17 protein-coding genes are annotated in these 21,432 nt (G+C 72.4%); 4 read left to right on the forward strand and 13 right to left on the reverse strand.

Annotation, left to right across the window (positions count from 1 at the left end; all coding sequences use genetic code 11):
• Positions 1 to 14: 14 nt before the first annotated feature.
• From ACZ5SK_RS31015 to ACZ5SK_RS31025, 3 genes are all read right to left on the reverse strand, one after another.
• A complete protein-coding gene (locus tag ACZ5SK_RS31015) occupies positions 15 to 695 on the reverse strand; it encodes an AIM24 family protein (RefSeq protein WP_334577384.1) in 681 nt (226 codons plus the stop codon).
• Positions 696 to 706: 11 nt separating this feature from the next.
• Positions 707 to 2,380 (reverse strand): TerD family protein, encoded by a 1,674-nt coding sequence (locus ACZ5SK_RS31020; RefSeq protein WP_334577385.1) that lies wholly within the window; start codon positions 2,378 to 2,380, stop codon positions 707 to 709.
• A gap of 142 nt (positions 2,381 to 2,522) precedes the next feature.
• Positions 2,523 to 3,119, reverse strand: a complete 597-nt coding sequence (locus tag ACZ5SK_RS31025) for a M48 metallopeptidase family protein (RefSeq protein ID WP_361701417.1) — start codon at positions 3,117 to 3,119, stop codon at positions 2,523 to 2,525.
• A 242-nt stretch (positions 3,120 to 3,361) separates the two neighbouring features.
• Between ACZ5SK_RS31025 and ACZ5SK_RS31030 the strand changes: the two genes are divergently transcribed.
• Together ACZ5SK_RS31030 and ACZ5SK_RS31035 are read left to right on the forward strand one after the other, a co-directional pair.
• Positions 3,362 to 4,576 (forward strand): TOMM precursor leader peptide-binding protein, encoded by a 1,215-nt coding sequence (locus ACZ5SK_RS31030; RefSeq protein ID WP_468157608.1) that lies wholly within the window; start codon positions 3,362 to 3,364, stop codon positions 4,574 to 4,576.
• On the forward strand, positions 4,569 to 5,957 hold the full coding sequence (locus ACZ5SK_RS31035; protein ID WP_361701414.1) for an ABC1 kinase family protein: 1,389 nt from the start codon (positions 4,569 to 4,571) through the stop codon (positions 5,955 to 5,957). The genes ACZ5SK_RS31030 and ACZ5SK_RS31035 overlap by 8 nt, the downstream gene beginning before the upstream one ends.
• Before the next feature lie 39 nt (positions 5,958 to 5,996).
• Here ACZ5SK_RS31035 and ACZ5SK_RS31040 read toward each other — a convergent pair whose 3' ends face one another.
• The 5 genes from ACZ5SK_RS31040 to ACZ5SK_RS31060 all read right to left on the reverse strand — a co-directional run bounded on the left by ACZ5SK_RS31040 (position 5,997) and on the right by ACZ5SK_RS31060 (position 9,942).
• Positions 5,997 to 6,209 carry a hypothetical protein gene (locus ACZ5SK_RS31040; RefSeq protein ID WP_468576740.1) on the reverse strand — a complete coding sequence of 71 codons (213 nt, stop codon included), beginning with the start codon at positions 6,207 to 6,209 and terminating at the stop codon, positions 5,997 to 5,999.
• 136 nt (positions 6,210 to 6,345) lie between these two features.
• Positions 6,346 to 6,669: a hypothetical protein gene (locus tag ACZ5SK_RS31045; RefSeq protein WP_334577389.1), complete on the reverse strand. Its 324-nt coding sequence runs from the start codon at positions 6,667 to 6,669 to the stop codon at positions 6,346 to 6,348.
• A complete protein-coding gene (locus ACZ5SK_RS31050; RefSeq protein ID WP_019072119.1) occupies positions 6,666 to 7,034 on the reverse strand; it encodes a WhiB family transcriptional regulator in 369 nt (122 codons plus the stop codon). The genes ACZ5SK_RS31045 and ACZ5SK_RS31050 overlap by 4 nt, the downstream gene beginning before the upstream one ends.
• A gap of 175 nt (positions 7,035 to 7,209) precedes the next feature.
• Positions 7,210 to 7,527, reverse strand: a complete 318-nt coding sequence (locus ACZ5SK_RS31055) for a hypothetical protein (RefSeq protein WP_334577390.1) — start codon at positions 7,525 to 7,527, stop codon at positions 7,210 to 7,212.
• Positions 7,528 to 7,737: 210 nt separating this feature from the next.
• Positions 7,738 to 9,942: an ATP-dependent DNA helicase UvrD2 gene (locus ACZ5SK_RS31060; protein ID WP_361701412.1), complete on the reverse strand. Its 2,205-nt coding sequence runs from the start codon at positions 9,940 to 9,942 to the stop codon at positions 7,738 to 7,740.
• Positions 9,943 to 10,138: 196 nt separating this feature from the next.
• Between ACZ5SK_RS31060 and ACZ5SK_RS31065 the strand changes: the two genes are divergently transcribed.
• Together ACZ5SK_RS31065 and ACZ5SK_RS31070 are read left to right on the forward strand one after the other, a co-directional pair.
• Entirely contained in the window at positions 10,139 to 10,396 is a 258-nt protein-coding gene (locus ACZ5SK_RS31065; RefSeq protein WP_334577392.1) for a mycoredoxin, read from the forward strand.
• 243 nt (positions 10,397 to 10,639) lie between these two features.
• Positions 10,640 to 11,377 carry a hypothetical protein gene (locus ACZ5SK_RS31070; RefSeq protein WP_468576741.1) on the forward strand — a complete coding sequence of 246 codons (738 nt, stop codon included), beginning with the start codon at positions 10,640 to 10,642 and terminating at the stop codon, positions 11,375 to 11,377.
• 61 nt (positions 11,378 to 11,438) lie between these two features.
• Here the strand turns inward: ACZ5SK_RS31070 and nudC are convergent, their stop codons facing one another.
• The 5 genes from nudC to ACZ5SK_RS31095 all read right to left on the reverse strand — a co-directional run bounded on the left by nudC (position 11,439) and on the right by ACZ5SK_RS31095 (position 21,415).
• The gene (gene nudC / locus ACZ5SK_RS31075) at positions 11,439 to 12,383 is read right to left on the reverse strand and encodes an NAD(+) diphosphatase (RefSeq protein WP_334577394.1); all 945 of its coding nucleotides are present in this window, start codon (positions 12,381 to 12,383) and stop codon (positions 11,439 to 11,441) included.
• 155 nt (positions 12,384 to 12,538) lie between these two features.
• The gene (locus tag ACZ5SK_RS31080; RefSeq protein ID WP_468576742.1) at positions 12,539 to 13,951 is read right to left on the reverse strand and encodes a dipeptidase; all 1,413 of its coding nucleotides are present in this window, start codon (positions 13,949 to 13,951) and stop codon (positions 12,539 to 12,541) included.
• A 10-nt stretch (positions 13,952 to 13,961) separates the two neighbouring features.
• Positions 13,962 to 17,504, reverse strand: a complete 3,543-nt coding sequence (locus ACZ5SK_RS31085; RefSeq protein ID WP_468576743.1) for a UvrD-helicase domain-containing protein — start codon at positions 17,502 to 17,504, stop codon at positions 13,962 to 13,964.
• A gap of 44 nt (positions 17,505 to 17,548) precedes the next feature.
• Positions 17,549 to 20,869: an ATP-dependent helicase gene (locus ACZ5SK_RS31090; RefSeq protein WP_468416156.1), complete on the reverse strand. Its 3,321-nt coding sequence runs from the start codon at positions 20,867 to 20,869 to the stop codon at positions 17,549 to 17,551.
• Between the two features lie 159 nt (positions 20,870 to 21,028).
• Entirely contained in the window at positions 21,029 to 21,415 is a 387-nt protein-coding gene (locus tag ACZ5SK_RS31095; RefSeq protein ID WP_334577398.1) for an MGMT family protein, read from the reverse strand.
• Positions 21,416 to 21,432 lie beyond the last annotated feature (17 nt).

Genomic DNA, 21,432 nt, shown 5'->3' on the forward strand with positions numbered 1-21,432 from the left:
TTTCTGGCTCCCCCTCAGCCCCGGACCCGAAGGCGGTCCGTGCTGTCCTCGCTGGGCTGGACGACGACGATGCCCTGGCCGGAGAAGGCCATCTGGTAGGCCTCGCCGCTGCCCCGGCCGATGAGCGACTGCGCCTTGAAGCTGCGCTTGCCCTTCACCTTGAGGTTCGGCGACCAGGCGACGAGCGCGTCGGGGTCGACGTACGTCTCGTCCTCGCCGCCTCCGCAGTCGACGACGATCGGCTCGCCCCGGGAGGTCAGTGCGACCCAGCCCTGCCCGGAGATCTTGGTGTTCCACAGGCCCTGTCCGGCGAACTTCGCAAGCCCCTTGACGCGTTCGACGCCCCAGGTGAGGTGTGCGTCGAAGGCGAGCAGATTGGTGGCGTTGACGGAGATGCCGTCGCCGTTGAGGTTGATGACGACGACGTTCGCCCCGTAGTCGGCGAGGTAGAGCAGACCGTCACCGGTGCACTTCATCAGAGGCGCGCCCTCGCCGGTCATCCAGTCGCGTGCGATCTGGCGCACGGCCGGCGGGTTGGGCTCGTACTGGACGAAGCCCTCGTAGGCGACCATCGAGCCCACGCGCGCGAAGAGGTCGTTCCCGGTCTGCATGGCGACCTTCAGCATGTGGTTGCCGTGGTTCTCCATGCGCGCGGTGACGGGTGCGGGGGCGTAGCCCGCGAGCGGCTGGTTCATGACGGGCTCCCTCAGACCTCGTACGGCTGGACGACGATGAAGTTGCCGGGAGCGCCCCGGAACTGGAGATTCACGCTCTCGCCGGTGTCGCCGGGATAGGCGTTGCGGCGCATCCGCACCTGGCTGGAGACGACCACCTGGGAGGCGGCCGACCAGGCGACGACGGCGTTGCAGTCGGCGAACGTGGTGGGCGTGACCGGCAGGACGACGGGCGTGCCGTGCGTCTTCACGACGATCGTGCCGGTGCCCTGGAACTGCATGGTGAACAGCGCGCCCCCGGGGATGCCGTGGCCCTCGATGCGGCGGACCTCGTACTGGAGGCTTTCGTCGAAGGCGAGGACGTTCTCCGCCGAGACGCAGAGGGCGTCGCCCTGGAGTTCGACGGGGTGGAGGTGGGTGGAGTTCTCGGCGAGGAAGACCTGACCCTGGCCGGTGCAGCGCATCAGCTGCAGTTCCTGGCCGGTCGCGTTGCCCACGATCCGGCCGGCGAACCCGGCGCCCTTGTAGCTGAAGTCGACCTTGCCCTGGTAGAGGACCATGCTGCCCTGCCGGGCGAGCACGGGTTGGCCGCCGACGCCGAGGTCGACGCGGATCAGCTTCTTGTTCTGCTGCGTCCAGCGCTGTCCGGTGGGCGTCTCCTTGAACTGCTGGAGCGCGGCGGTCACACCGGCGCCGCCCTGGGGCGCGCCCTGCGGGACGCCGTACGCCCCCTGCTGGCCCGGGACCTGCCCGAACGGCGGCTGTTGGCCGTAGCCGGGCGGTGGGGTCGGCTGGCCGTAGCCGGGCGGGGCCTGCGGGGCGTGGGGCTGCTGGCCGTAGCCGGGCGGCATGGGCGCGGCCGGCGCGGCGGGCTGACCGTACGGCTGCTGCTGGGGCGGCTGTCCGTAGGGCGCGGGGGCCGGAGCGGGGGGCGGGACCTGGCCGCCGCCGGGCGGGGTCATGGGCGCGACGATGGTCGGCGCGGCGTGCATCGAGGGCGCGGGCGCCGGGGCGTGCGGCGAGGACGCGCCGGGCGGCGGCGCGAAGCCCTGGGCGGCGGGCTGCGGGACGGGTGCCGGGGCGGGGGCGGGGGCTGCGGGTGCGCCGAAGGCGGGCGGGGCGAAGCCCGGCGCGGCGGCAGCGGCCTGCGGCTGCTGCGGGGCGGCGGGGGCCTCCTCCTCGGCGACCTCGCCGCCGAAGTTCTTCAGCAGCGCCTCCAGTCCGCCGTCGAAGCCCTGTCCGACGGCCGCGAACCGCCACACGTCCTTCAGATAGAAGTCGCCCAGCATCACGGCACGCTCGGTGGTGAACTCCGAGCCGTTGAACGCGTAGCGGGCCACTTCCTCGCCGCCTGCGACGATGCGGAGGTAGCCGGGGCCGATCTGTGACATCTGTCCGGCGCCGTCGAGGGTCGCCGTGAAGGACAGCTTCTGGATCTGCGGCGGGATCCGGTCCAGCGTGATGCGGAAGGATTCCGTGTCGCCGGCCTGGGCGCCCAGGAGCTGGATGGACTCCTCGGGAGACTTCGGCTGGTTGAAGAAGACGAAGTACCGGTCGTCCGAGAGCCGTTCGTCGGCGTCGAGGCCGAAGCAGCTGATGTCGAAGGTCAGACCGGGACCGGCGATCTGCACGCCTACGTACAGATCGGTGCCCGCGGTGAGGTCACTGATCCTGGCCTTGTGGCCGCGTTGGAATTCCCTGGGCATGCGTAACGACCGTCCCCCATCCCGATTGCGAGTGCGTCGCGTCAGGCTAACGGCAAAGTCCGACAACGCACGATGTCGGTACAGACCCGGTACACAACCCGCGTCACGTGGTATCGGACGCGTTCGCTGCGCGCGGTGCAGGTCACTCGTCGCGTGCGCCGGGCAGGTGGGGCAGCCGTTCGGCCGCGACGACGCCCTCCAGGTAGCCACGGGCGCGCTCGGTGCGCGGGTACGCCTCCAGCAGTCGCCAGAAGTCGGGGCCGTGGCCGGGTACGAGCAGATGCGCGAGCTCGTGGGCGAGGACGTAGTCGATGACGTACTCGGGCATGCCCTTGAGGCGGTGCGACAGGCGGATGCTGCCCTCGGCCGGGGTGCACGAGCCCCAGCGGGTGTTCTGGTTGGTCACCCAACGCACCGAGGTGGGCCGGGCCCGGCCGTCGAAGCACTGGGCCGACAGCCGCTCGGCGCGCTCGGTCAACTCGGCGTCGCCGGGCACCCGCCGGCTCTCCTGGGCGGCGAGCTTGTCGAGCATGACGCTCACCCAGCGTTGTTCCTCGGCCTCAGACATCCGGGCGGGGATGAGCACGATGGTGCGATCGCCCTCGCGGTACGCGGAGACCGTCCGACGTCGACGGGGACTCCTGCGGACCTCGATCGCGCTCACCCCGGAGCCGCTCGGCGGTTGGCTCGTCGGCTTCCGCTGTGGCGTTCCGGCGCGGTGCAGTGGGTCGGCGGGCACGCCCCGACGTTACCCGCTGCACACGGGGGAAGTCCCGACTCCGGGGCGGTTCGGTTCCGATCTCTCCCACCGCGTTTGCCTCATACGACGGATTTGTACGATGAACGTCCCTGCCTGTGGACAACTTTCGGCGCGCTCGGACGGGTCCGGGCATGCTGGCACTCGTCGGCGGAGCGAGATCGACCCCACGCCCCTCGTTCCGCCGACGTGACGGGGAGTTTCCTGGGATACGGGGGCCTTTGATGCATCCGATGGTGAAGCCCGCGCTGCGGCGCGGCTGGCGTGACCTCAACACGGTGCAGTTCGGAATGACTCCGGCGCACGCACTGACGCTCGGCCCGGTGGACACGGCGACGGGCAGTTTCCTCGACCTGCTGGACGGCACCCGCGGGCTCGCACTGCTGCGCGAGGAGGGCCGCCGCATGGACCTGCCCGACGGGCATGTCGACCGGCTCGTGGAGCGGTTGGCGCGGGCGGGGCTGCTCGACGACGCGCGCGGCGGCGGGCCGGAAGCCGCGGCCCTGCGGGAGAAGACGGCGGTCCTGGACCGGCTGCGCCCCGACCTGGCCGCGCTGTCCCTCATCACCTCCGATCCGGGAGACGCGATCGAGCAGCTGACCGCCCGACGCCGGCTGCGGGTCCAGGTACGCGGAGCGGGCCGGGTCGGCGTGGTACTGGCAGCGCTGCTGTCGGGTGCGGGGATCGGCGAGGTGGACGTGCGTGACGGCGGCCGGGTGGAGCCGGAGGACGTCGCGCCGGGCGGCCTGCCCGCCGAGGCGGTCGGCGAGCGTCGGGACGAGGCGGCCCGCCGCGCCGTGCGCCGGGCCGCCCCGGACCGCCCGCCCCGCAGAAGCACAAGGTCACCAGCCGAGCCGGACACCCCCGGCTTTTCCCTGGTGATCTTCGCCCCACGGGACGACGTGTCCGTGCACGCGCCCGATCCCTCGGCGGCGGAGCCCCTCATCGCTTCCGGGACACCGCACCTCTATACGGGGGTCGTGGAGGGAACGGGCGTTGTCGGGCCGCTCGTTCTGCCGGGTGAGACGGGCTGCGCCGGGTGCCTGCAGCAGGCGCGCACCGACCGGGACCCGGCATGGCCTCGACTGGTCGCCCAGTGGCACTCCGGGAGGAAACCCGCGGCGCACGCCTGTGATGTGACGCTGGCCACGACCGTGGCCGGGCTGGCGGCCGCCCACGCGCTCACCTTTCTCGACGGCCGGACCCCGTCGAGCGCGGGCGCCCGCTGGGAAGTTGCCGTACCCACCCTCCAATGGCACGCGCGTCCGGTATGGCCCCACTTGGACTGTCCGTGCGGGGCCGCGGAGAAAGGTAAGCGGGAACACACCTCCGAGGATGAGCCATCGCACGCGACAATGGCAGAGCAACGGCAATCGACGGAGTTACGCCGTACGACGGACGCGGCGCGGCTGGCTGGGACCTGGAGGGCGCATGTCTGATCTTCCCCGGAAGGCGGTTACCCGAACCGCCAAGCTCGCCGCGCTCCCGCTCGGCTTCGCCGGGCGGGCGACCTGGGGTCTGGGCAAGCGGATCGTGGGCGAGTCCGCGGAGATCGTCGGCCGCGAGCTGCAGCAGCGCACCGCCGAGCAGCTCTTCAAGGTGCTGGGCGAGCTGAAGGGGGGTGCGATGAAGTTCGGGCAGGCCCTGTCCGTCTTCGAGTCGGCGCTTCCCGAGGAGGTCGCCGGCCCCTACCGCGCGGCCCTCACCAAGCTCCAGGACGCGGCGCCGCCGATGCCGACCCGCACGGTGCACTCCGTACTCACGGACCGGCTCGGAGCAGACTGGCGCGAGCTGTTCCTGGAGTTCGACGACAAGCCGGCCGCGGCGGCCTCGATCGGTCAGGTGCATCGAGCGGTGTGGCGCGACGGCCGGGAGGTCGCGGTCAAGGTCCAGTACCCCGGGGCCGGTGAGGCGCTGCTGTCGGACCTGAACCAACTCAGCCGCTTCGCTCGCCTGTTGGGCCCCCTCATCCCGGGCATGGACGTCAAACCGCTGATCTCCGAACTCCGGGACCGGGTCTCCGAGGAGCTCGACTACAGCCTGGAGGCGCAGGCCCAACAGGCCCATGCGGAGGAGTTCCGCGACGATCCCGACGTGGTGGTCCCGGCGGTGGTCCACCAGTGCGACCAGGTACTGGTCACCGAGTGGATCGACGGCGTGCCCATGTCCGAGGTGATCGCCGACGGCACTCCTGAGCAGCGCGACCGCGCCGGCCAGCTGCTGTCACGTTTCCTGTTCTCCGGTCCGGCCCGCACCGGTCTGCTGCACGCCGACCCGCACCCCGGCAACTTCCGCCTTCTGCCCGGCGGACCGGACGGCGAGGACGACTGGCGGCTGGGCGTCCTGGACTTCGGAACCGTGGACCGGCTCCCCGGCGGCCTGCCGGATCCCATCGGCCGGTCCCTGCGCATGACCCTGGACGGTGCGGCAGAGGAGGTCTACGAACTCCTCCGCACGGAGGGTTTCGTCAAGGAAACCATCGAGCTGGATCCCGACGCGGTCCTCGACTACCTCCTGCCGATCATCGAGCCGGCCGGAGTGGAGGAGTTCACGTTCACCCGCGGCTGGATGCGCAGCCAGGCGGCCCGGATCGCCGACCCCCGCTCCCCCGCCCACCAGCTGGGCAAGCAGCTCAACCTCCCCCCGGCCTACCTGCTGATACACCGGGTGACGCTCAGCACGATCGGCGTGCTGTGTCAGCTCGGCGCCACGGTGCGGCTGCGCGAGGAGCTGGAGGAGTGGCTGCCCGGGTTCCTTGCGGAGGAGGTCCTGGAAGCACTGGAAGCCTTGGATGCGGAGGGGTCGGTGGCGGAGGCCTGAGGCACCCGTCAGGCCTGAGGCACCCGTCTGTGACGCACCTCACCACCAGGCGGAGTCCAGTCGCCCTTCGATCGCCCTGAGGTTCTCGCGGGCGCAGGCCTCGCAGAAATAGCGCCGGACGCCGTTCTCCACGGAGCAGGTCCACGGGACGGGCGGCGGCTGCTCCGCCCGCGTGCCGCAGCGGGCGCACACAAGAGGGCCGGGCTCCGTCGGGGAACCGCCTCGGTCACTGTCTCCGGAAAGACTCGTCACCTTCGGGACGATAGCGCTGCGGCGGTGGATCGGTCGTACAACGCACCGCGGGGGTCGGTCCGTTCGGACGGACCGACCCCTGCGGGGAGAGCTTCGCCTCCCTCTGTCGGGAGGCCACCGCTTCAGGTGTGCGTGGTTACTGCATCACGGCCATGGCGAGCGCCCGGCGGGCGCGCAGCGAGGCGCGCTCGGCCCGAGCCTGCATCCGGCGAGCGGTCGCCAGGCTCAGGGCCCGGCGTTCCCGCTCGGCCTCGTGCAGTCGGTCGTGCATATGCGCACGAGCCAGGGCTTCTGGGATGAGTTGCATCTCGCGGGTCCTGTTCTGACGCGAGTCGTACGCGCCGGTGGTGCTGATGTCTTCGATCGCGGAGCCTGCGGGCTCGCTGGTGAACGGCTTCATCGGGGCCTGCTTCTTGGGGTCTTGCGTGAGGGGGCGGTCGATCGTTCCTGCGGTGTTCATGCCGTAACCGGGTTCTTGCGCGGGCGACCACGGGGCCGCTTCCGGGCGACGACGACACCCTGGACGAACAGCTCGCCACCCCAGACGCCCCAGGGCTCGCGCCGCTCCTTGGCGCCGGCGAGGCAGGCCTCGATCAGCGGGCAGGTGCGGCAGAGGGACTTGGCGTACTCGACGTCCGCCGGCGACTCGGCGAAGAAGACCTCCGGGTCGTAGGAGCGGCAGGGGACGGGTACGCCGAGGTTCTCGATGGCGTCGTCGAGCGCGGTGAGCGCCGTGAGCGGGGTCAAGGTGGAGTCCTCCGTGAGGCCGGGCGGGGGGATCGTTTCGGAAGGCGGTACGGACGGGGCGTGCGCTTCGAGTTGCACGGTTCGTCTTCCTCGTCTGTCGGTCCGGCCCTGTGGGGCCGAGTGGCGGCTGGTACCGGGTTCTTTTCTTGTCCCGAGGCCCCTTCGCTCCGTCGTCCCCGTGGGAGGACAAACAGAAGGGCCGCGGATCCCGGGTGGGGTTCCGCGGCCCTGAAGGCGCCGGCCTGATTGTCGATCAGGCTGGATCACTCCAGGGTTCTGGCCCACGGAAGGCCCACATCAGGTGGTGCTGCGTCGTCTGCTTCCGGGATCCGGCACCGGCTGCCGCAAAGGCATAGGCATGCGCCTGTGCCCCTACTGCTTCCAGTGCCTTGGTCGGTCGCTCATTGCGCTCGCGGACGGGAAGACCCGCGGGGGCAACGGAGGAGGACGCCAGCCGGTCGGCACGAATGCCGGACAGACCGGTGCCCAGGACCGAGGTGCCGAGCATGCACGTGGAGACGACAGAGCAATCGTTCAGTTTGGCGGTGGAGCTGCTGTTGATGATGATCACTGGAATCGCCTCCTCTCGGCGTCTCGGGGGACCGGGGTGAACCCAGTCCGACGGATATGCAAGTACAGCACGGAATCAGGGCCTTCGAGAAGGCCGCCGTCCCCGTGGCTTAGAACCTATGGGGATTGCCGGGGCATGCGCAAACTATTTTTCCGACGAGTTCGGATCAGTTCCGCGTCCGCCCTCCGTCCGTCCCCCGTGCACTGTTCCTCAGCCGCTGTCTTCGTCTCCTGCGACGTCTTGGCCTGCGCAGATGGCCAGGACGTCGGCTCCGTAGCGGTTGAGCTTGCGTATGCCGACCCCCGGAATCCGCGCGAGCTCGCCCTCCTCGTCGGGGACCGCCTCGGCGATCGCCATCAGCGTCTTGTCGGTGAAGACGCAGAACGCCGGCTGGCCGCCGCGCTGCGCCTGGGCCGCGCGCCAGTCCCGCAGCCGCTCGTAGAGCCCCTCGTCCATGTCGGACGGGCAGTCCTCGCAGCGCATCAGTTTCATCTCTCCGGCGTCCGTCAGGGTGCGTCCGCAGACCCGGCAGCGGGCGGGGGTGCGCTGGGTCCGGCGCGGCACGACGGGGGCCCCCACGGCGGTCCCGGTGAAGCCGCGCTCGATGCCTCCGGCGCCACGGGCGCCACCGCGGCCGACGGCGGCGCCCGAACCGGGTCGCAGGCCGTCGAGGAAGCGGCTGGGGCGGCGGCTCGGGCGGCCGCCGGGTGAGCGGGACAGCGCCCAGGAGACGTGCAGGCGCTCACGGGCGCGGGTGACTCCGACGTAGAGGAGCCGGCGCTCCTCCTCGATCTGCTCGTCGGTTCTGGCGTAGGTGATCGGCATCATGCCCTCGGCGACACCGACCAGGAACACGACGTCCCACTCCAGGCCCTTGGCCGAGTGCAGCGAGGCCAGGGTGACGCCCTGGACGGTCGGGGCGTGCTGGGCGCCGGCCCGTTCGTCGAGCTCGGCGACCAAATCGGCGAGCGTGGCGGCGGGCTGGGCGGCGGAGAAGTCATGGGCCAGGTTCACCAGCGCGGCCAGTGACTCCCAGCGTTCTCTGACGGCTCCGGAACCGGCCGGCGGCTGGGACGTCCAGCCCTCGCCCGAGAGAACGGCCCGCACCTGGGAGGGCAGGTCGACGGCGTCCTCGAGGAGGGTGTCGTTGCCGCCGAAGCGGGCCGCGCCGCGCAGGGCGACACCGGCCTTGCGCACCTCCGGGCGGTCGAAGAAGCGCTCGGCACCGCGCAGCTGGTAGGGGATACCGAGGTCGGCCAGTGCCTGTTCGTAGGTCTCCGACTGCGCGTTGGTGCGGAACAGGATGGCGATCTCGGCGGCCGGGACACCGGCGTCGAGGAGCTCGCGGATGCGGCGGGCCGCGCCCTCGGCCTCGGCGGGCTCGTCGGTGTACTCGGTGTAGCCGGGGTCGGGTCCCGGGTCGCGCTTGGAGACCAGCTCCAGGCGGTGGTCGGCGGCGCGGCCCCGGGCCTGGGAGAGCAGGCCGTTGGCGAGGTGGACGACCTGCGGGGTGGAGCGGTAGTCGCGGACGAGCTTGACGACCGTGGCGCCGGGGTGGCGAGTGCGGAAGTCGAGGAGGTGGTCGGGGGTGGCTCCGGTGAAGGAGTAGATCGTCTGGCTGGCGTCGCCGACCACGCACAGGTCGTCCCGATCGCCGAGCCACAGCTCCAACAGGCGCTGCTGGAGGGGGCTGACGTCCTGGTACTCGTCGACCACGAAGTGCTGGTACTGGGCGCGGACCTGTTCGGCGATGTCGTGCCGGTCCTGGAGGACGGCGACGGTCAGCAGCAGGACGTCCTCGAAGTCGATGACGGTGCGCTCCCGCTTGAGGTTCTCGTAGGCGGCGTAGAGCTGGGCGATCTCGGCGGGGTCCCGGGGGATCGCGCGGCCCGCCTTGGCGGCGGCCAGGGCGTAGTCGGCGGGGACGGTCTGGGTGACCTTGGACCACTCGATCTCCGCGGTGACGTCCCGCAGCTCACCCCGGTCGAGACGGATGCGGCAGGCGGCGGCCGCGTCGGCGACGAGTTGGATCTTCCGGTCGATGAGCCGGGGCAGGGAGCCACCGATCGCTTTCGGCCAGAAGTACTGCAACTGGCGCAGGGCCGCGGAGTGGAAGGTGCGGGCCTGGACGCCCTGGGCGCCGAGCTGGCGGAGCCGGCCGCGCATCTCCCCGGCGGCCCGGTTGGTGAAGGTGACGGCGAGCACACTGGAGGGGTGCAGCATGCCGGCCCGCACCCCGTAGGCGATGCGGTGCGTGATGGCCCGCGTCTTGCCCGTGCCGGCTCCCGCCAGCACGCACACCGGGCCGCGCAGGGCGGTCGCCACCTCGCGCTGCTCGGGGTCGAGCCCTTCGAGCACCGCGTCGGCCGAGTCCGGTACCTGCGGGAAAAGGGTGGAGTGCGTTGCTGCTGTCACATGGCCATGCTGCCAGGTCGGCGGAGACGGACGGGCCCGTTGTCCACAGGCGGGGCCCCGCAGTCGTACTAATGCGGCGAGCGTCACCTTCGGCCTTCGCGCCGCACAACGCCTCTCGGGAATGGTGGCCCTTCGGCGTACGTTCTCCTCTCTGCGACCGCCTGTACCCCCGACCCGCCGAAGGAGCACAAGAGACATGCTGGGCACTGTGACGATGTACAGCACCACGTGGTGCGGCTACTGCCAGCGGCTGAAGAAGCAGCTCGACCGCGAGGGCATCGGATACACCGAGATCAACATCGAGCACGACCCGGCGTCCGCGGCGTTCGTGGAGAAGGCGAATGGCGGAAACCAGACGGTTCCAACAGTTCAGGTGGTCCCCGCCAACGGTGGGACCGAAGTCGTGATGACCAACCCGAGCCTTGCCCAGGTGAAGCAAGCGCTCGGCGCCTGACCCCCTACGACGCGAAACCCCCGACCGGCCTGGTGCTGATCGGGGGTTTCATGCTCCCTGGGCGTACGTGCGTGCTGGAGGCGGCCGAACGCGAGACCTCTCGGCCGGCCCGGCGGTAGAGTCCGCACGTGCGTTGATCTTCCGGGCGGCGGCCGAGCGTCGCCGCAGACGGTGCGGGTGCCCCCGATGACTTCGGGGCCGCCCGGTCGGCATGCCCGTCATCACTCCACCGGAGATCACGCAATGACTGCTCAGCAGCCCCTCGCCTACGAGGCGTTCGTCGAACTCGCCGCCGCCGATCCAGCTGTCGTCGGCCTTGTCCTCAAGGGCTCCCGGGCCCACGAGGGCATGATCACCGAGCACTCCGACCACGACCTGTACGTCGTCCTCGCCGATGGTGCGACGACGGCCCTCACCCGGTTCACGGGGCACCGCACCCCGGAACTCGACCTCGTCGTCCTCTCCCTCAGCGAGTTCCGCGCCGCCGGAATGCCCGGCTTCGACCGGTACGCCCTCGCCCGCGCCCGGATCGTGCTCGACCGGCTCGACGGAGGCATCGCCCAGATCCTGGCCGGCAAGGCACGGCTCGACGCCGATGAAGCCTTCGAGGAGGCGGGCGGATGGCTCGACGCCTACGCCAACTCCCTCTACCGCTCGGTCAAGAACGACCGCGACGGGCAGACGCTCGCGGCCCGTCTGGACGCCGCCGACAGCGTCCGGTTTCTACTGGAGTCACTCTTCGCTCTCGACCGCCGTCCCCGCCCCTACAACAAGTACCTGGAATGGGAGCTCGCCCGATTCCCCCTGCCCGGCTGGGACACCGGCATGCTGCTCGCCGCCGTGGACCGCGTCTCGGGAACGGGCGACGTGTCCACACAGCGTCATCTCTTCGCCCAGGTCGAGGCAGTGGCCCGAAGGGCCGGGCACGGCGCTGTACTGGACGCATGGGGTGAGGACTTGCACCTGATGCGACCGCAGTAGGAGCGCCGCGGGCACCTGGGGGCGGCCGTCCCGGGCCGGGACGGCCACCCCCACGTCGTTCTCAGATGAAACTGCGGGTCGGCAGCGGCTTGCCGTACCAGAGCTCGATCAGCCGGGCCGCGATGGAGATGCCGTACGGGGGCAGCACCTCGCCGGACTCGAAGGCGACGCCGAGCTCGTCGCGGGAGAACCAGCGGGCCTCGTGGATCTCGTCTCCGTCGACGTTGATGTCGGTGGAGGTGGCGCGGGCCATGAAGCCCAGCATGAGGCTGGACGGGAAGGGCCAGGGCTGGCTGGCGATGTACTCGACCTCGCCGACGGTGATGCCGGCCTCCTCGAACACCTCACGGCGCACGGACTGCTCGATGGACTCGCCGGGCTCCACGAAGCCGGCGAGGGTGGAGAAACGGCCCTCGGGCCAGTGGACCTGGCGGCCGAGGAGGATGCGGTCCTCCTCGTCCGTGACGGCCATGATCACCGCGGGGTCGGTGCGCGGGTAGTGCTCGGCGCCGCAGGCGGGGCAGCGACGGATGTGGCCGGCGGCGGCGATCACCGTGCGCTCGCCGCAGCGGGAGCAGAAGCGGTGGGTGCGCTGCCAGTTCTCCAGGCCGACCGCGTGCACCATCAGGCCCGTCTCGCGCGGCGACAGCAGCAGGCCGGCCTCGCGCAGTCCGGCCGGGCGCGCGGACTGGTCGATGCGGCCGGGCAGGGCGTCCTTCTGGAGGGCGAAGTAGCTGACGCCGTCCTCGTCGGTTCCCAGGAAGTAGCGGTGCGCCTCGGTGAGGGGCGCCTCGAACGACGGGGTCATGACGAGTTCGGTGCGGCCGTCGGGCGTCTCGTCGATGAGGACCTGGCCGCCCGAGACGACAAAGCAACGCGTGGTGGGGTGGCTCCACGCCGCGGCGAGCCAGGCCTCGTCGAGCCGGTGGTGGGCGGCCCGGTCGATGCCGCTGGGCGCGGTGAGCGAAACGGGTCGATCGGCGTTCTGGTCGGTCCAAGTGGTCACGGGTACTTCCAACTCCCCCGGTGGAACGGTTGTTTCGGCGGGCGGTTCAGCGGGACGTACGGCATGGGACGACCGGTGGCGGTGGGGTCTCGCGGTGCGGGCCGGTCTGTCCAGTGTGCCCCGCGCGCGCGTCCCCTCCGGACCGAGCGCGGGCGTCAGGGCGCATGACGCCAGTTCTCGGCGAGGTCGCCCCACAGGTACGCGGTGGTCTCGACGCCCTTGAGGAGGAGGTCCAGCTCGACCTTCTCGTTCGGCGCGTGCCAGCCGTCCGAGGGCACGGAGACGCCGAGGAAGAGGACCGGGGCGCCGAGGACTTCCTGCAGGTCGGCGGCGGGTCCGGAGCCGCCCTCGCGGGTGAAGCGGACGGGCCCTTCGAAGGCGCGGCCCATGGCGCGGACCACGGACTTCAGGGCCGGGTGGTCCAGTGGGGTCAGGCACGGGCGTGTGGCCGGGCTGAACGCGATCTCGTGCCGGATCCCGGCGGGCACCTGCTCGTCGGCCCAGGCGCGGACGGCCTTCTCGATGTGGTCGGGGTCCTGGCCGGCGACCAGCCGGAACGACAGCTTCACGAACGCCGAGGACGGGATGATCGTCTTGCTGCCGGGGCCCTGGTAGCCGCCGCCGATGCCGTTGACCTCGGCGGTGGGGCGGGCCCAGATGCGCTCCAGGGTGGTGTGTCCGGCCTCGCCGTGGGTGGCGTGCGACCTGGCGGTGCGCAGCCACTCGTCCTCGTCGAAGGGCAGCTCGGCGAAGAGCTCGCGCTCACGATCGGTGAGCTCGACGATGCCGTCGTAGAAGCCGGGGACGGCCACGCGCGCGTGTGTGTCGTGCAGGGCGGCCACAAGGCGGGCCGCCGCGGTGGCCGGGTTGGGCACGGCGCCGCCGAAGGAGCCCGAGTGGATGTCCTGGTCGGGCCCGAAGAGGCGGATCTCGCACTCGGCGAGGCCGCGCATGCCCGTGCACACCGTGGGGGTGTCCTCGGACCACATGCCGGTGTCGGAGACGATCACGGCGTCCGCTGCGAGCTGTCCCGCCCGCTCCTCGACCAGCGCTCGGAAGTTCGGGGAGCTGGACTCCTCCTCGCCCTCGATCAGCAGCTTGAGGTGGACGGCCGGGGCGGTCCGGCCGGTGGCGGCGAGGTGGGCGCGCACGCCCAGGGTGTGGAAGAAGACCTGGCCCTTGTCGTCAGCCGCTCCGCGCGCGTGGAGGCGGTTTTCGCGGACGACGGGCTCGAAGGGGTCGGTGTCCCAGCCGTCCTCGCGGGCGGCGGGCTGCACATCGTGGTGGCCGTAGACCAGGACGGTGGGGGCCTGCGGATCGCCGGAGGGCCACTCGGCGTAGACGGCCGGGGCGCCCGGCGTCTGCCAGACCTCGACGGTCGGGAAGCCGGTCTCCTTGAGCTTGGCGGCGAGCCAGTCCGCGCTGCGCCGTACGTCGGGCGCGTGGTCGGGCTGCGCCGACACCGACGGGATGCGCAGCCACTCGGCGAGGTCGTCGAGGAAGGCGGCGCGGTGCTGCTCGATGTACGTGCGTACGGCGCTGACGGCACTGTCAACGGGATGGCTCATGGTCACGAGCCTATCGGCCCGCACCGACATCCTCGCCGGGCCCTTGCGCAGGGTTTACCTGCCCGGCCGGTCCCCCGGGGTCGCCGTCGCCGCCCTCTTCCCCCGTCAACAGGCGCTCCAGCGCGGCACGATCGGGCAGACCCTCCGGTCGTACGACGTCGCCGGTGCGCACGTACAGGAACGCCGCTGTGACGGATTCCACGGGCACCCCCTGCTGCTCGGCCCAGGCGAGCCGGTAGAGGGCGAGCTGGAGAGGGTCGGCGGTGCGGGTTCGGTGCGTCTTCCAGTCGACGATGTCGTACGTCGCCGCATCGCCGTCGCCCTCCTTGTAGACGGCGTCGATCCGGCCTCTCACGACACGGCCGGCGAGGGCGAGCTGGAAGGGGGTCTCGACGCGGTAGGGCGTGCGGTGGGCGTACTCGGTGCGTTCGAACGCTTCCTTGAGGGCTTCCAGGTCCCGTTCGTCGGCGATCTCGGCGTCGCCGCCGGGCAGCTCGTCCGGTTCCAGCAAGGGGAGCGTCAACGCCTCGAAGCGGGCCTCCACCCAAGCGTGGAACCGGGTGCCCCGGCGCGCGGCCGGTTGCGGGGGGCGCGGCATGGGGCGCGCAAGTTCCTGCGCAAGACCGTCCGGGTCGGCGGCCAGGCGCATCACCTGCGAGGCGGTCAGGGTCGTCGGCAGGGGGACGTCCGTGACGCTCCGGCGGGCCCGCAGAAGCTCGCCGGCGAGCGCGTCGAGGTCGCGGTCCCAGGAGCCGACGGTGCGGGCTTCCTCGGGGGTGAGGGAGGTCCGGCGCGAGTGGGCCGGGCGGGGGCGCGCGACGAGGGGTTCCGGGGCCGTGGCCTGGTGCGGGACGGCGGGGCGGTCTGCGGTCCACTCGTCCCAGTCGCCGGCGTCGCCTTCGAAGAGGTCGTCCTCGAAGGGTGCGGCCTCGTCGTAGGGCGGCTCGTCGCCGTGGGCGAGCTCGTCCTCGTCCGGTGGTGCGGGCCAGTCCGGGTCGTCGTAGGTGTCGGGGTCGTGGGTGGCGGCGGGGCCGTCGTCGGGCGAGGCGAGGTCCTGCAGGTGGGCGAGGACGGTCTCGGCGGCGGCGCGGCGGCGGGCCAGGGCGGCGTCGTCCAGGGGGAGCGGCCAGACCTGGTCGGCGCTCGCGCGGTGCAGGGTGGGATTCTCCTCGCCCTCCTCCGGCTCGTCCGCCCAGGCCTCGATCTCGCCGTGTCCGGCCGCGCAGTGGTCGTGGAGGGCCTGGAGGAAGTCGGAGGGGCCGCGGGGTTTCTTCTGGGTGGGGCCCCACCAGTGGCCGGAGCCGAGCAGCAGGGAGCGGGGGCGGGTGAACGTGACGTAGCCGAGGCGGAGTTCCTCGGTGTGCTGGTGGTCCTTCATGGCCTCGTGGAAGGCCTTCATGCCCCGTGCGTCCCAGGAGTCGAGGTCGGGGAGGGTGTCGGCGTCGCCGCGCAGTTCGTGCGGCAGCACCTTGGCCTGCGCGGTCCACTTCTCTCGGCCCTGACCGCTGGGGAAGGTGCCGCTGACCAGGCCGGGTACGGCGACGACGTCCCACTCCAGGCCCTTGGACTTGTGCGCGGTGAGCACTTTGACGGTGTTCTCGCCGCCGGGGAGGGCGTTGTCGAGGCCCTTCTCGTACTGGGCGGCGGTGCGCAGGAAGCCGAGGAAGGCGAGCAGGCTCGCCTCGTTCTCGCCTGCGGCGAAGGAGGCGGCGATGTCGAGGAAGTTGGACAGGGTCTCGCGGCGGCGGGCGGCCAGGGCGTGCGGGGACGCCGACAGTTCGACCTCGAGGCCGGTGACGGCGAGGACGCGGTGCAGGACGTCCATCAGGGGGTCGGCCAGGGAGCGGCGCAGGTCGCGCAGTTCGGTGGCGAGCCGGGCGAACCGCACGCGCGCGTCCGGCGAGAAGGGCAGGCCGTCGTCCTCCCCCGCTCCGTCTGCGCCGTACAGGGGCGACTCCAGGAACGTGTCGAGGGCGTCCGCGAGCGATATCACCTCGGACGGGTCGACTCCCTCGACGGCCTCGGCGAGGCGGCGGTCCGGGTCGTCGTCGTCCCCGCGCGCGTGGCTGACGAGAAGTCGGGCCCGTCGGCCCAGGAGGGCGAGGTCGCGGGGGCCGATGCGCCAGCGGGGGCCGGTCAGCAGCCGCACCAGGGATGCGTTGGCGCCGGGATCCTGCAGCACTTCGCAGACGGCGACGAGGTCGGCGACCTCGGGCAGGTGCAGCAGCCCGGACAGGCCCACGACCTCGACGGGGACGTCCCGGGCCACCAGCGCGCCCTGGATCTGCGCGAAGTCGGTGGCCGTGCGGCACAGGACGGCGATCTCACCGGGCGGCGTGCCGGTGCGCACGAGATGGGCAACGGAGTCGGCGATCCAGTCCATCTCCTCGGCGTGGGTGGCCAGGAGGGCGCAGCGGACCACTCCGTCGCGTTCGGCGCCGGGGGCCGGCCGCAGCGCCTCCACGCCCGCGTGCAGGGCGCGCAGCGGCTCGGCCATGCCGTTGGCGAGGTCCAGGAGGCGGCCGCCGCTGCGGCGGTTCTCGCTGAGCGAGTGGCGCCGCGCCCTGCTTCCGTCGGTGTGTGCGAAGTGCTCGGGGAAGTCGTCGAGGTTGGCCACGGAGGCTCCGCGCCAGCCGTAGATGGCCTGGCAGGGGTCGCCGACGGCCGTCACGGGGTGGCCGGTGCCGCCGCCGAACAGGCCGGCCAGGAGGATGCGCTGGGCGACGGAGGTGTCCTGGTACTCGTCGAGGAGGACGACGCGGAACTCGTCGCGCAGGATCGGGCCCACTTCGGGGACCTGGCCGAGCCGGGCCGCCATGGCGATCTGGTCGCCGAAGTCGAGCAGGTCGCGCTCGCGCTTGGCGGCCCGGTAGCGCAGCACCAGGTCGGCCAGCTCGCGCCGCGCGGCGGCGGTCTCGGGCACCTTGCGCAGGTCGGCGTTGGTGAGCTTGGCGCCCTCCAGGGTGCGCAGCAGCCCTGCGTCCCACGCGCGCAGGTCCTCGGGCCGGACGAGGTGTTCGGCGAGTTCGGCGTCGAGCGCGAGGAGGTCGCTGATCAGGTCGGCGAAGGAGCGGGTGAGCGAGGGGTAGGGGCCGGGGGCTTCGCGCAGCACGCGCGCGGCGAGCTGGTAGCGGGTGGCGTCGGCGAGCAGGCGGGAGGTGGGCTCCAGGCCGATGCGCAGGCCGTGGTCGCTCAGGAGGCGGCCCGCGAAGGCGTGGTAGGTGGAGATCACCGGCTCGCCGGGCGGGTTGTCGGGGTCGATGACGTCGGGGTCGGTGACACCCGCCTTGAGCAGGGCCTTGCGGACGCGTTCGGCGAGTTCTCCGGCGGCCTTGTTGGTGAAGGTCAGGCCGAGGACCTGTTCGGGGGCGACCTGGCCGGTGCCGACCAGCCACACCACGCGGGCGGCCATCACCGTCGTCTTGCCCGATCCGGCGCCGGCCACGATCACCTGCGGGGCGGGCGGCGCGGTGATGCAGGCCGTCTGCTCCGGGGTGAAGGGGATCCCGAGGAGCTCCTTGAGCTGCTCGGGATCGCTGATACGGGCGGGCATGGGGAGAGGCTAACCGCGAGCACTGACAGTCGAGGACCCGGCGGTCACTCCACGACGTGCCGTCCCTCGGGCCGGGCGCTGCACGAGGCGCGGAAGGCGCAGTGGGTGCACTGCTGGCCGGCGGTCGGCGTGAACCGTTCGTCGAGGACCTTGCCGGCCGCCGTGGCGAGCAGGTCGCCGACCCACTCCCCCGCCGCGCCCTCAAGGGCTTCCTGCGCCTGCACCTTGGGCAGGCTCTCGCCCCCGTCGCGCTTGGCGGCGCCCTGGCGCAGCTGGACGAGTTCGGCGCCGCCCGGTGCGGGCCGTACGCCGTCGAAGGCCTCGTCGACGGCGCCCTCGCGGACGGCGAGCTGGTAGACAGCGAGCTGGGGGTGGCGTTCCACCTCGCGGGCGGTCGGCGCCTGCTTGCCGGTCTTGAAGTCGACGACGTAGGCGCGGCCCTCGCCGTCCGCCTCGACGCGGTCCATCTGGCCGCGGATGCGCACCTCGTAGTCGCCCGCTTCGAGGGTGACGTCGAAGTCGTGCTCGCTGGCGACCGGGGTGCGGCCCGTGCGGTCCATCACATGCCACTTCAGGAAGCGTTCGAGTGCCGCACGCGCGTGTGCCTTCTCCTGCGTGGACTTCCACGGGGCGTCGAAGGCGAGGGCGTTCCACACGGAGTCGAGGCGCTCCATGAGGACGTCGAGGTCGGCGGGGGTGTGCCCGGAGGCGACCTCGTCGGCGAGGACGTGCACCACGTTGCCGAAGCCCTGGGCGGCGGTGGCCGGGGCGTCGGCCTTCACCTCGCGGCCCAGGAACCACTGCAGGGCACAGGTGTTGGCGAGCTGGTCGAGGGCGCTGCCGGACAGCACGACGGGCTGGTCGCGGTTGCGCAGCGGAACCTTGCTCTCGGTCGGCTCGAACATGCCCCACCAGCGGTAGGGGTGGGCGGACGGCACCAGGGGCCTGCCGTCCTCGTCGGCGAGCGCGGCCAGCCGGGCCAGGCGGCGGGCGGCGGCCTCCCTGAGGGTGGCGGAGGCGCGCGGGTCGACCGTCGTCGCGCGCAGTTCGGCGACCAGCGCGGCGACCGACAGGGGGCGGCGCGGACGGCCCGTGACGTCCTTGGGTTCGACGCCGAGTTCGGTCAGGAAACGGGAGGGCTGGTCACCGTCGTCGGCGGGCGCCTTGACGGCGGTGACGACGAGCCGCTCCCGCGCGCGTGTGGCGGCGACGTAGAACAGGCGGCGTTCCTCGGCGAGCAGCGCGCCCGGGGTCAGCGGCTCGGCGAGTCCGTCGCGGCCGATGCGGTCGGCCTCCAGGAGGGAGCCGCGACGCCGCAGGTCCGGCCACAGGCCCTCCTGGACGCCTGCCACGACGACCAGGCTCCACTCCAGGCCCTTGGCGCGGTGGGCGGTCATCAGGCGTACGGCGTCGGGGCGCACGGCACGCCGGGTGAGGGTGTCGGCGGCGATGTCCTCGGCCTCGATCTCGGCCAGGAAGTTCAGGGCGCCCCGGCCGCCGGTGCGCTCCTCCGCGCGCGCGGCGGTGGCGAACAGCGCGCACACGGCGTCCAGGTCCCGGTCGGCGTTGCGGCCGGCCGCGCCGCCGCGCCTGGCCGCCCGTTCCAGGCGCGCAGGCCAGGGTGTGCCGTCCCAGAGGTCCCACAGGGCCTCCTCGGCAGTGCCGCCGCGCGCGAGGCGCTCACGGGCCGTCGCCAGCAGCGTGCCCAGGCGCTGGGCGCCGCGCGCGTACGTCGGGTCGTGGGCGACCAGCCGCTCGGGCTCGGCCAGGGCGCGTGCGAGCAGTTCGTCGGAGGGCGGCGGCAACGGGTTGCCCGCGGCGCGCTCCTCCTCGCGCAGGGCGCGTCCGAGGCGGCGCAGATCGGCGGCGTCCATGCCGGCGAGGGGTGAGGTGAGGAGCGTGAGGGCGGTTTCGGTGTCCAGCAGGCCCGGAGCGTCGGCCCGGGCGTCGTCGGAGTCCTCCTGCGGCCGTACGGACGCCTCCGCGACCGCCCGCAGGGCCGTCAGCAGGGGGGCCACCGCCGGTTCGTGGCGCAGAGGAAGGTCGTCGCCGTCAATGTCGAGGGGGACGCCCGCGGCGGTGAGGGCGCGGCGGACCGTCGGGATCGTGCGGGAGCCCGCGCGCACCAGGACGGCCATCTCGCCCCAGGGCACGCCGTCCTCGAGGTGTGCGCGGCGCAGGATGTCGGCGACGTTGTCCAGCTCGGTGCCGGGCGTCGGGTAGGTGTAGACCTCGACGCGGCCTCCGTCGCGTGCGGCGGCCAGTTCGCGGTGGGCGCGGACCTTCTCGGCCGGCAGGCGGGTCAGGGGCATCCGCTGGGTCAGCAGCCGGGTGGCGGCCAGCAGGGCGGCGCCTGAGCGGCGGGAGGTGCGCAGGACCTCGACGGGAGCCGGACGGCCGTCGGGGCGGGGGAAGGCCTGTGGGAAGTCCAGGATGCCGTTCACATCGGCGCCCCGGAAGGTGTAGATCGACTGGTCGGGGTCGCCGAAGGCGACCAGGGTGCGGCCGCCGCCGGCCAGGGCGTGCAGCAGGCGCACCTGGGCCGGGTCGGTGTCCTGGTACTCGTCGACGAACACGGCGTCGTACTGGGCGGCGAGCCGCTCGGCGGCCTCGGGGCGGTGGGCGAGGAGGACCGCGCGGTGCACGAGTTCCGCGTAGTCGATCACGCCGTGCAGGTCGAGCACGTCGAGGTACTCGGCGAGGAAGGCGGCCGCGGCACGCCAGTCGGGGCGGCCGATGCGGTGGGCGAAGGCGTCCAGGGCCGCGGGGTCGAGGCCCAGTTCGCGGCTGCGGGCCAGGACCGCGCGGACCTCGTCGGCGAAGCCGCGGGTGGTGAGGCAGGCGCGCAGCTCGTCCGGCCAGCGCACATGCGCGAGGCCGAGCCGTTGCAGGTCGAGCTGACCGGCGAGCAGCTCGCGGACGGCCACGTCCTGCTCGGGGCCGGACAGCAGCCGCAGGGGTTCCACGAACAGGTCCGTGTCCTGGTGGGCGCGGATCAGGGCGTAGCAGTAGGAGTGGAAGGTGGTCGCCTGGGGCGCGCGGGCGGCGCCCATGCGAAGTGCCATCCGGTCCCGCAGCTCGACGGCCGCCTTGCGGCTGAACGTGAGGACCAGCACGCGCGCGGGATCTGCGCCACGAGCTGTCCGAGCCGCCACGGACTCGACGAGTGTGGTCGTCTTTCCGGTGCCCGGACCTGCGAGAACGAGCAGCGGACCGGACCCGTGGTCAACCACGGAGCGCTGGGCGGCGTCCAGACGAGGGGGACCCACCCGGGTCGGCGGGGTATGCACCAGTCGGTAAGCGCCACGGTTCCCCTGTCGCCCCTGGGGGTGCGACAGGCGCCTGGTGGAGGAAGAGGAGCTCACGTGGTTCGCCGGTCCTGGTGGGTGTGCTGGTTGGCCGGGGGCCGCCTTCTCCGCCCCGCGCCCCTCGAACGTACGTCATGCCACCGACGTGCCCGATTTCGCCGGTTTCCCTCGTACGGGCCCAAGGCTCCCCTCAGGCACCTCCGATGGCGGAAGCTGTCAGGTGTGACCTTCCGTGCGTTCGCCGCCCTCCCACCGCGCCCGCCTCATGTCGAGGCGCGGCACATGGCCCTCGGCGGCCCTGCTCGCCTGCTTCAGGGGCGTGCCCTCGGCGCGGTAGTGGTCCAGCGCCCGCAGTTCGTGCCCGGGCAGGAGCACCCCGTCCGCGCGCACGACGCGCCACCACGGGACGGCGCCCCCGTAGAGGGCCATCACACGTCCGACCTGTCGGGGGCCGCCTTCCTCGAGCCATTCGGCGACGTCCCCGTACGTCATGACCCGCCCGGGCGGGATCAGCTCCGTGACCTCGAGGACCCGCTCGGCGTACTCCGGCAGCGCGTCCGTGTACTCCGGGCGGGCGTCGTCCGGAAGGCTCTGCTCGCTCATCCGCCCCATCCTGCCCC

It is taken from the genome of Streptomyces sp. NPDC031474 (genome assembly GCF_055581185.1).

Bases quoted from the DNA above. Each gene is read 5' to 3' on its own strand.
- ACZ5SK_RS31015 (WP_334577384.1), bottom strand. From the start codon at position 695: ATGAACCAGCCGCTCGCGGGCTACGCCCCCGCACCCGTCACCGCGCGC.
- ACZ5SK_RS31020 (WP_334577385.1), bottom strand. From the start codon at position 2,380: ATGCCCAGGGAATTCCAACGCGGCCACAAGGCCAGGATCAGTGACCTC.
- ACZ5SK_RS31030 (WP_468157608.1), top strand. From the start codon at position 3,362: ATGCATCCGATGGTGAAGCCCGCGCTGCGGCGCGGCTGGCGTGACCTC.
- ACZ5SK_RS31035 (WP_361701414.1), top strand. From the start codon at position 4,569: ATGTCTGATCTTCCCCGGAAGGCGGTTACCCGAACCGCCAAGCTCGCC.
- ACZ5SK_RS31045 (WP_334577389.1), bottom strand. From the start codon at position 6,669: ATGAACACCGCAGGAACGATCGACCGCCCCCTCACGCAAGACCCCAAG.
- ACZ5SK_RS31065 (WP_334577392.1), top strand. From the start codon at position 10,139: ATGCTGGGCACTGTGACGATGTACAGCACCACGTGGTGCGGCTACTGC.
- ACZ5SK_RS31070 (WP_468576741.1), top strand. From the start codon at position 10,640: ATGACTGCTCAGCAGCCCCTCGCCTACGAGGCGTTCGTCGAACTCGCC.
- ACZ5SK_RS31080 (WP_468576742.1), bottom strand. From the start codon at position 13,951: ATGAGCCATCCCGTTGACAGTGCCGTCAGCGCCGTACGCACGTACATC.
- ACZ5SK_RS31085 (WP_468576743.1), bottom strand. From the start codon at position 17,504: ATGCCCGCCCGTATCAGCGATCCCGAGCAGCTCAAGGAGCTCCTCGGG.
- ACZ5SK_RS31095 (WP_334577398.1), bottom strand. From the start codon at position 21,415: ATGAGCGAGCAGAGCCTTCCGGACGACGCCCGCCCGGAGTACACGGAC.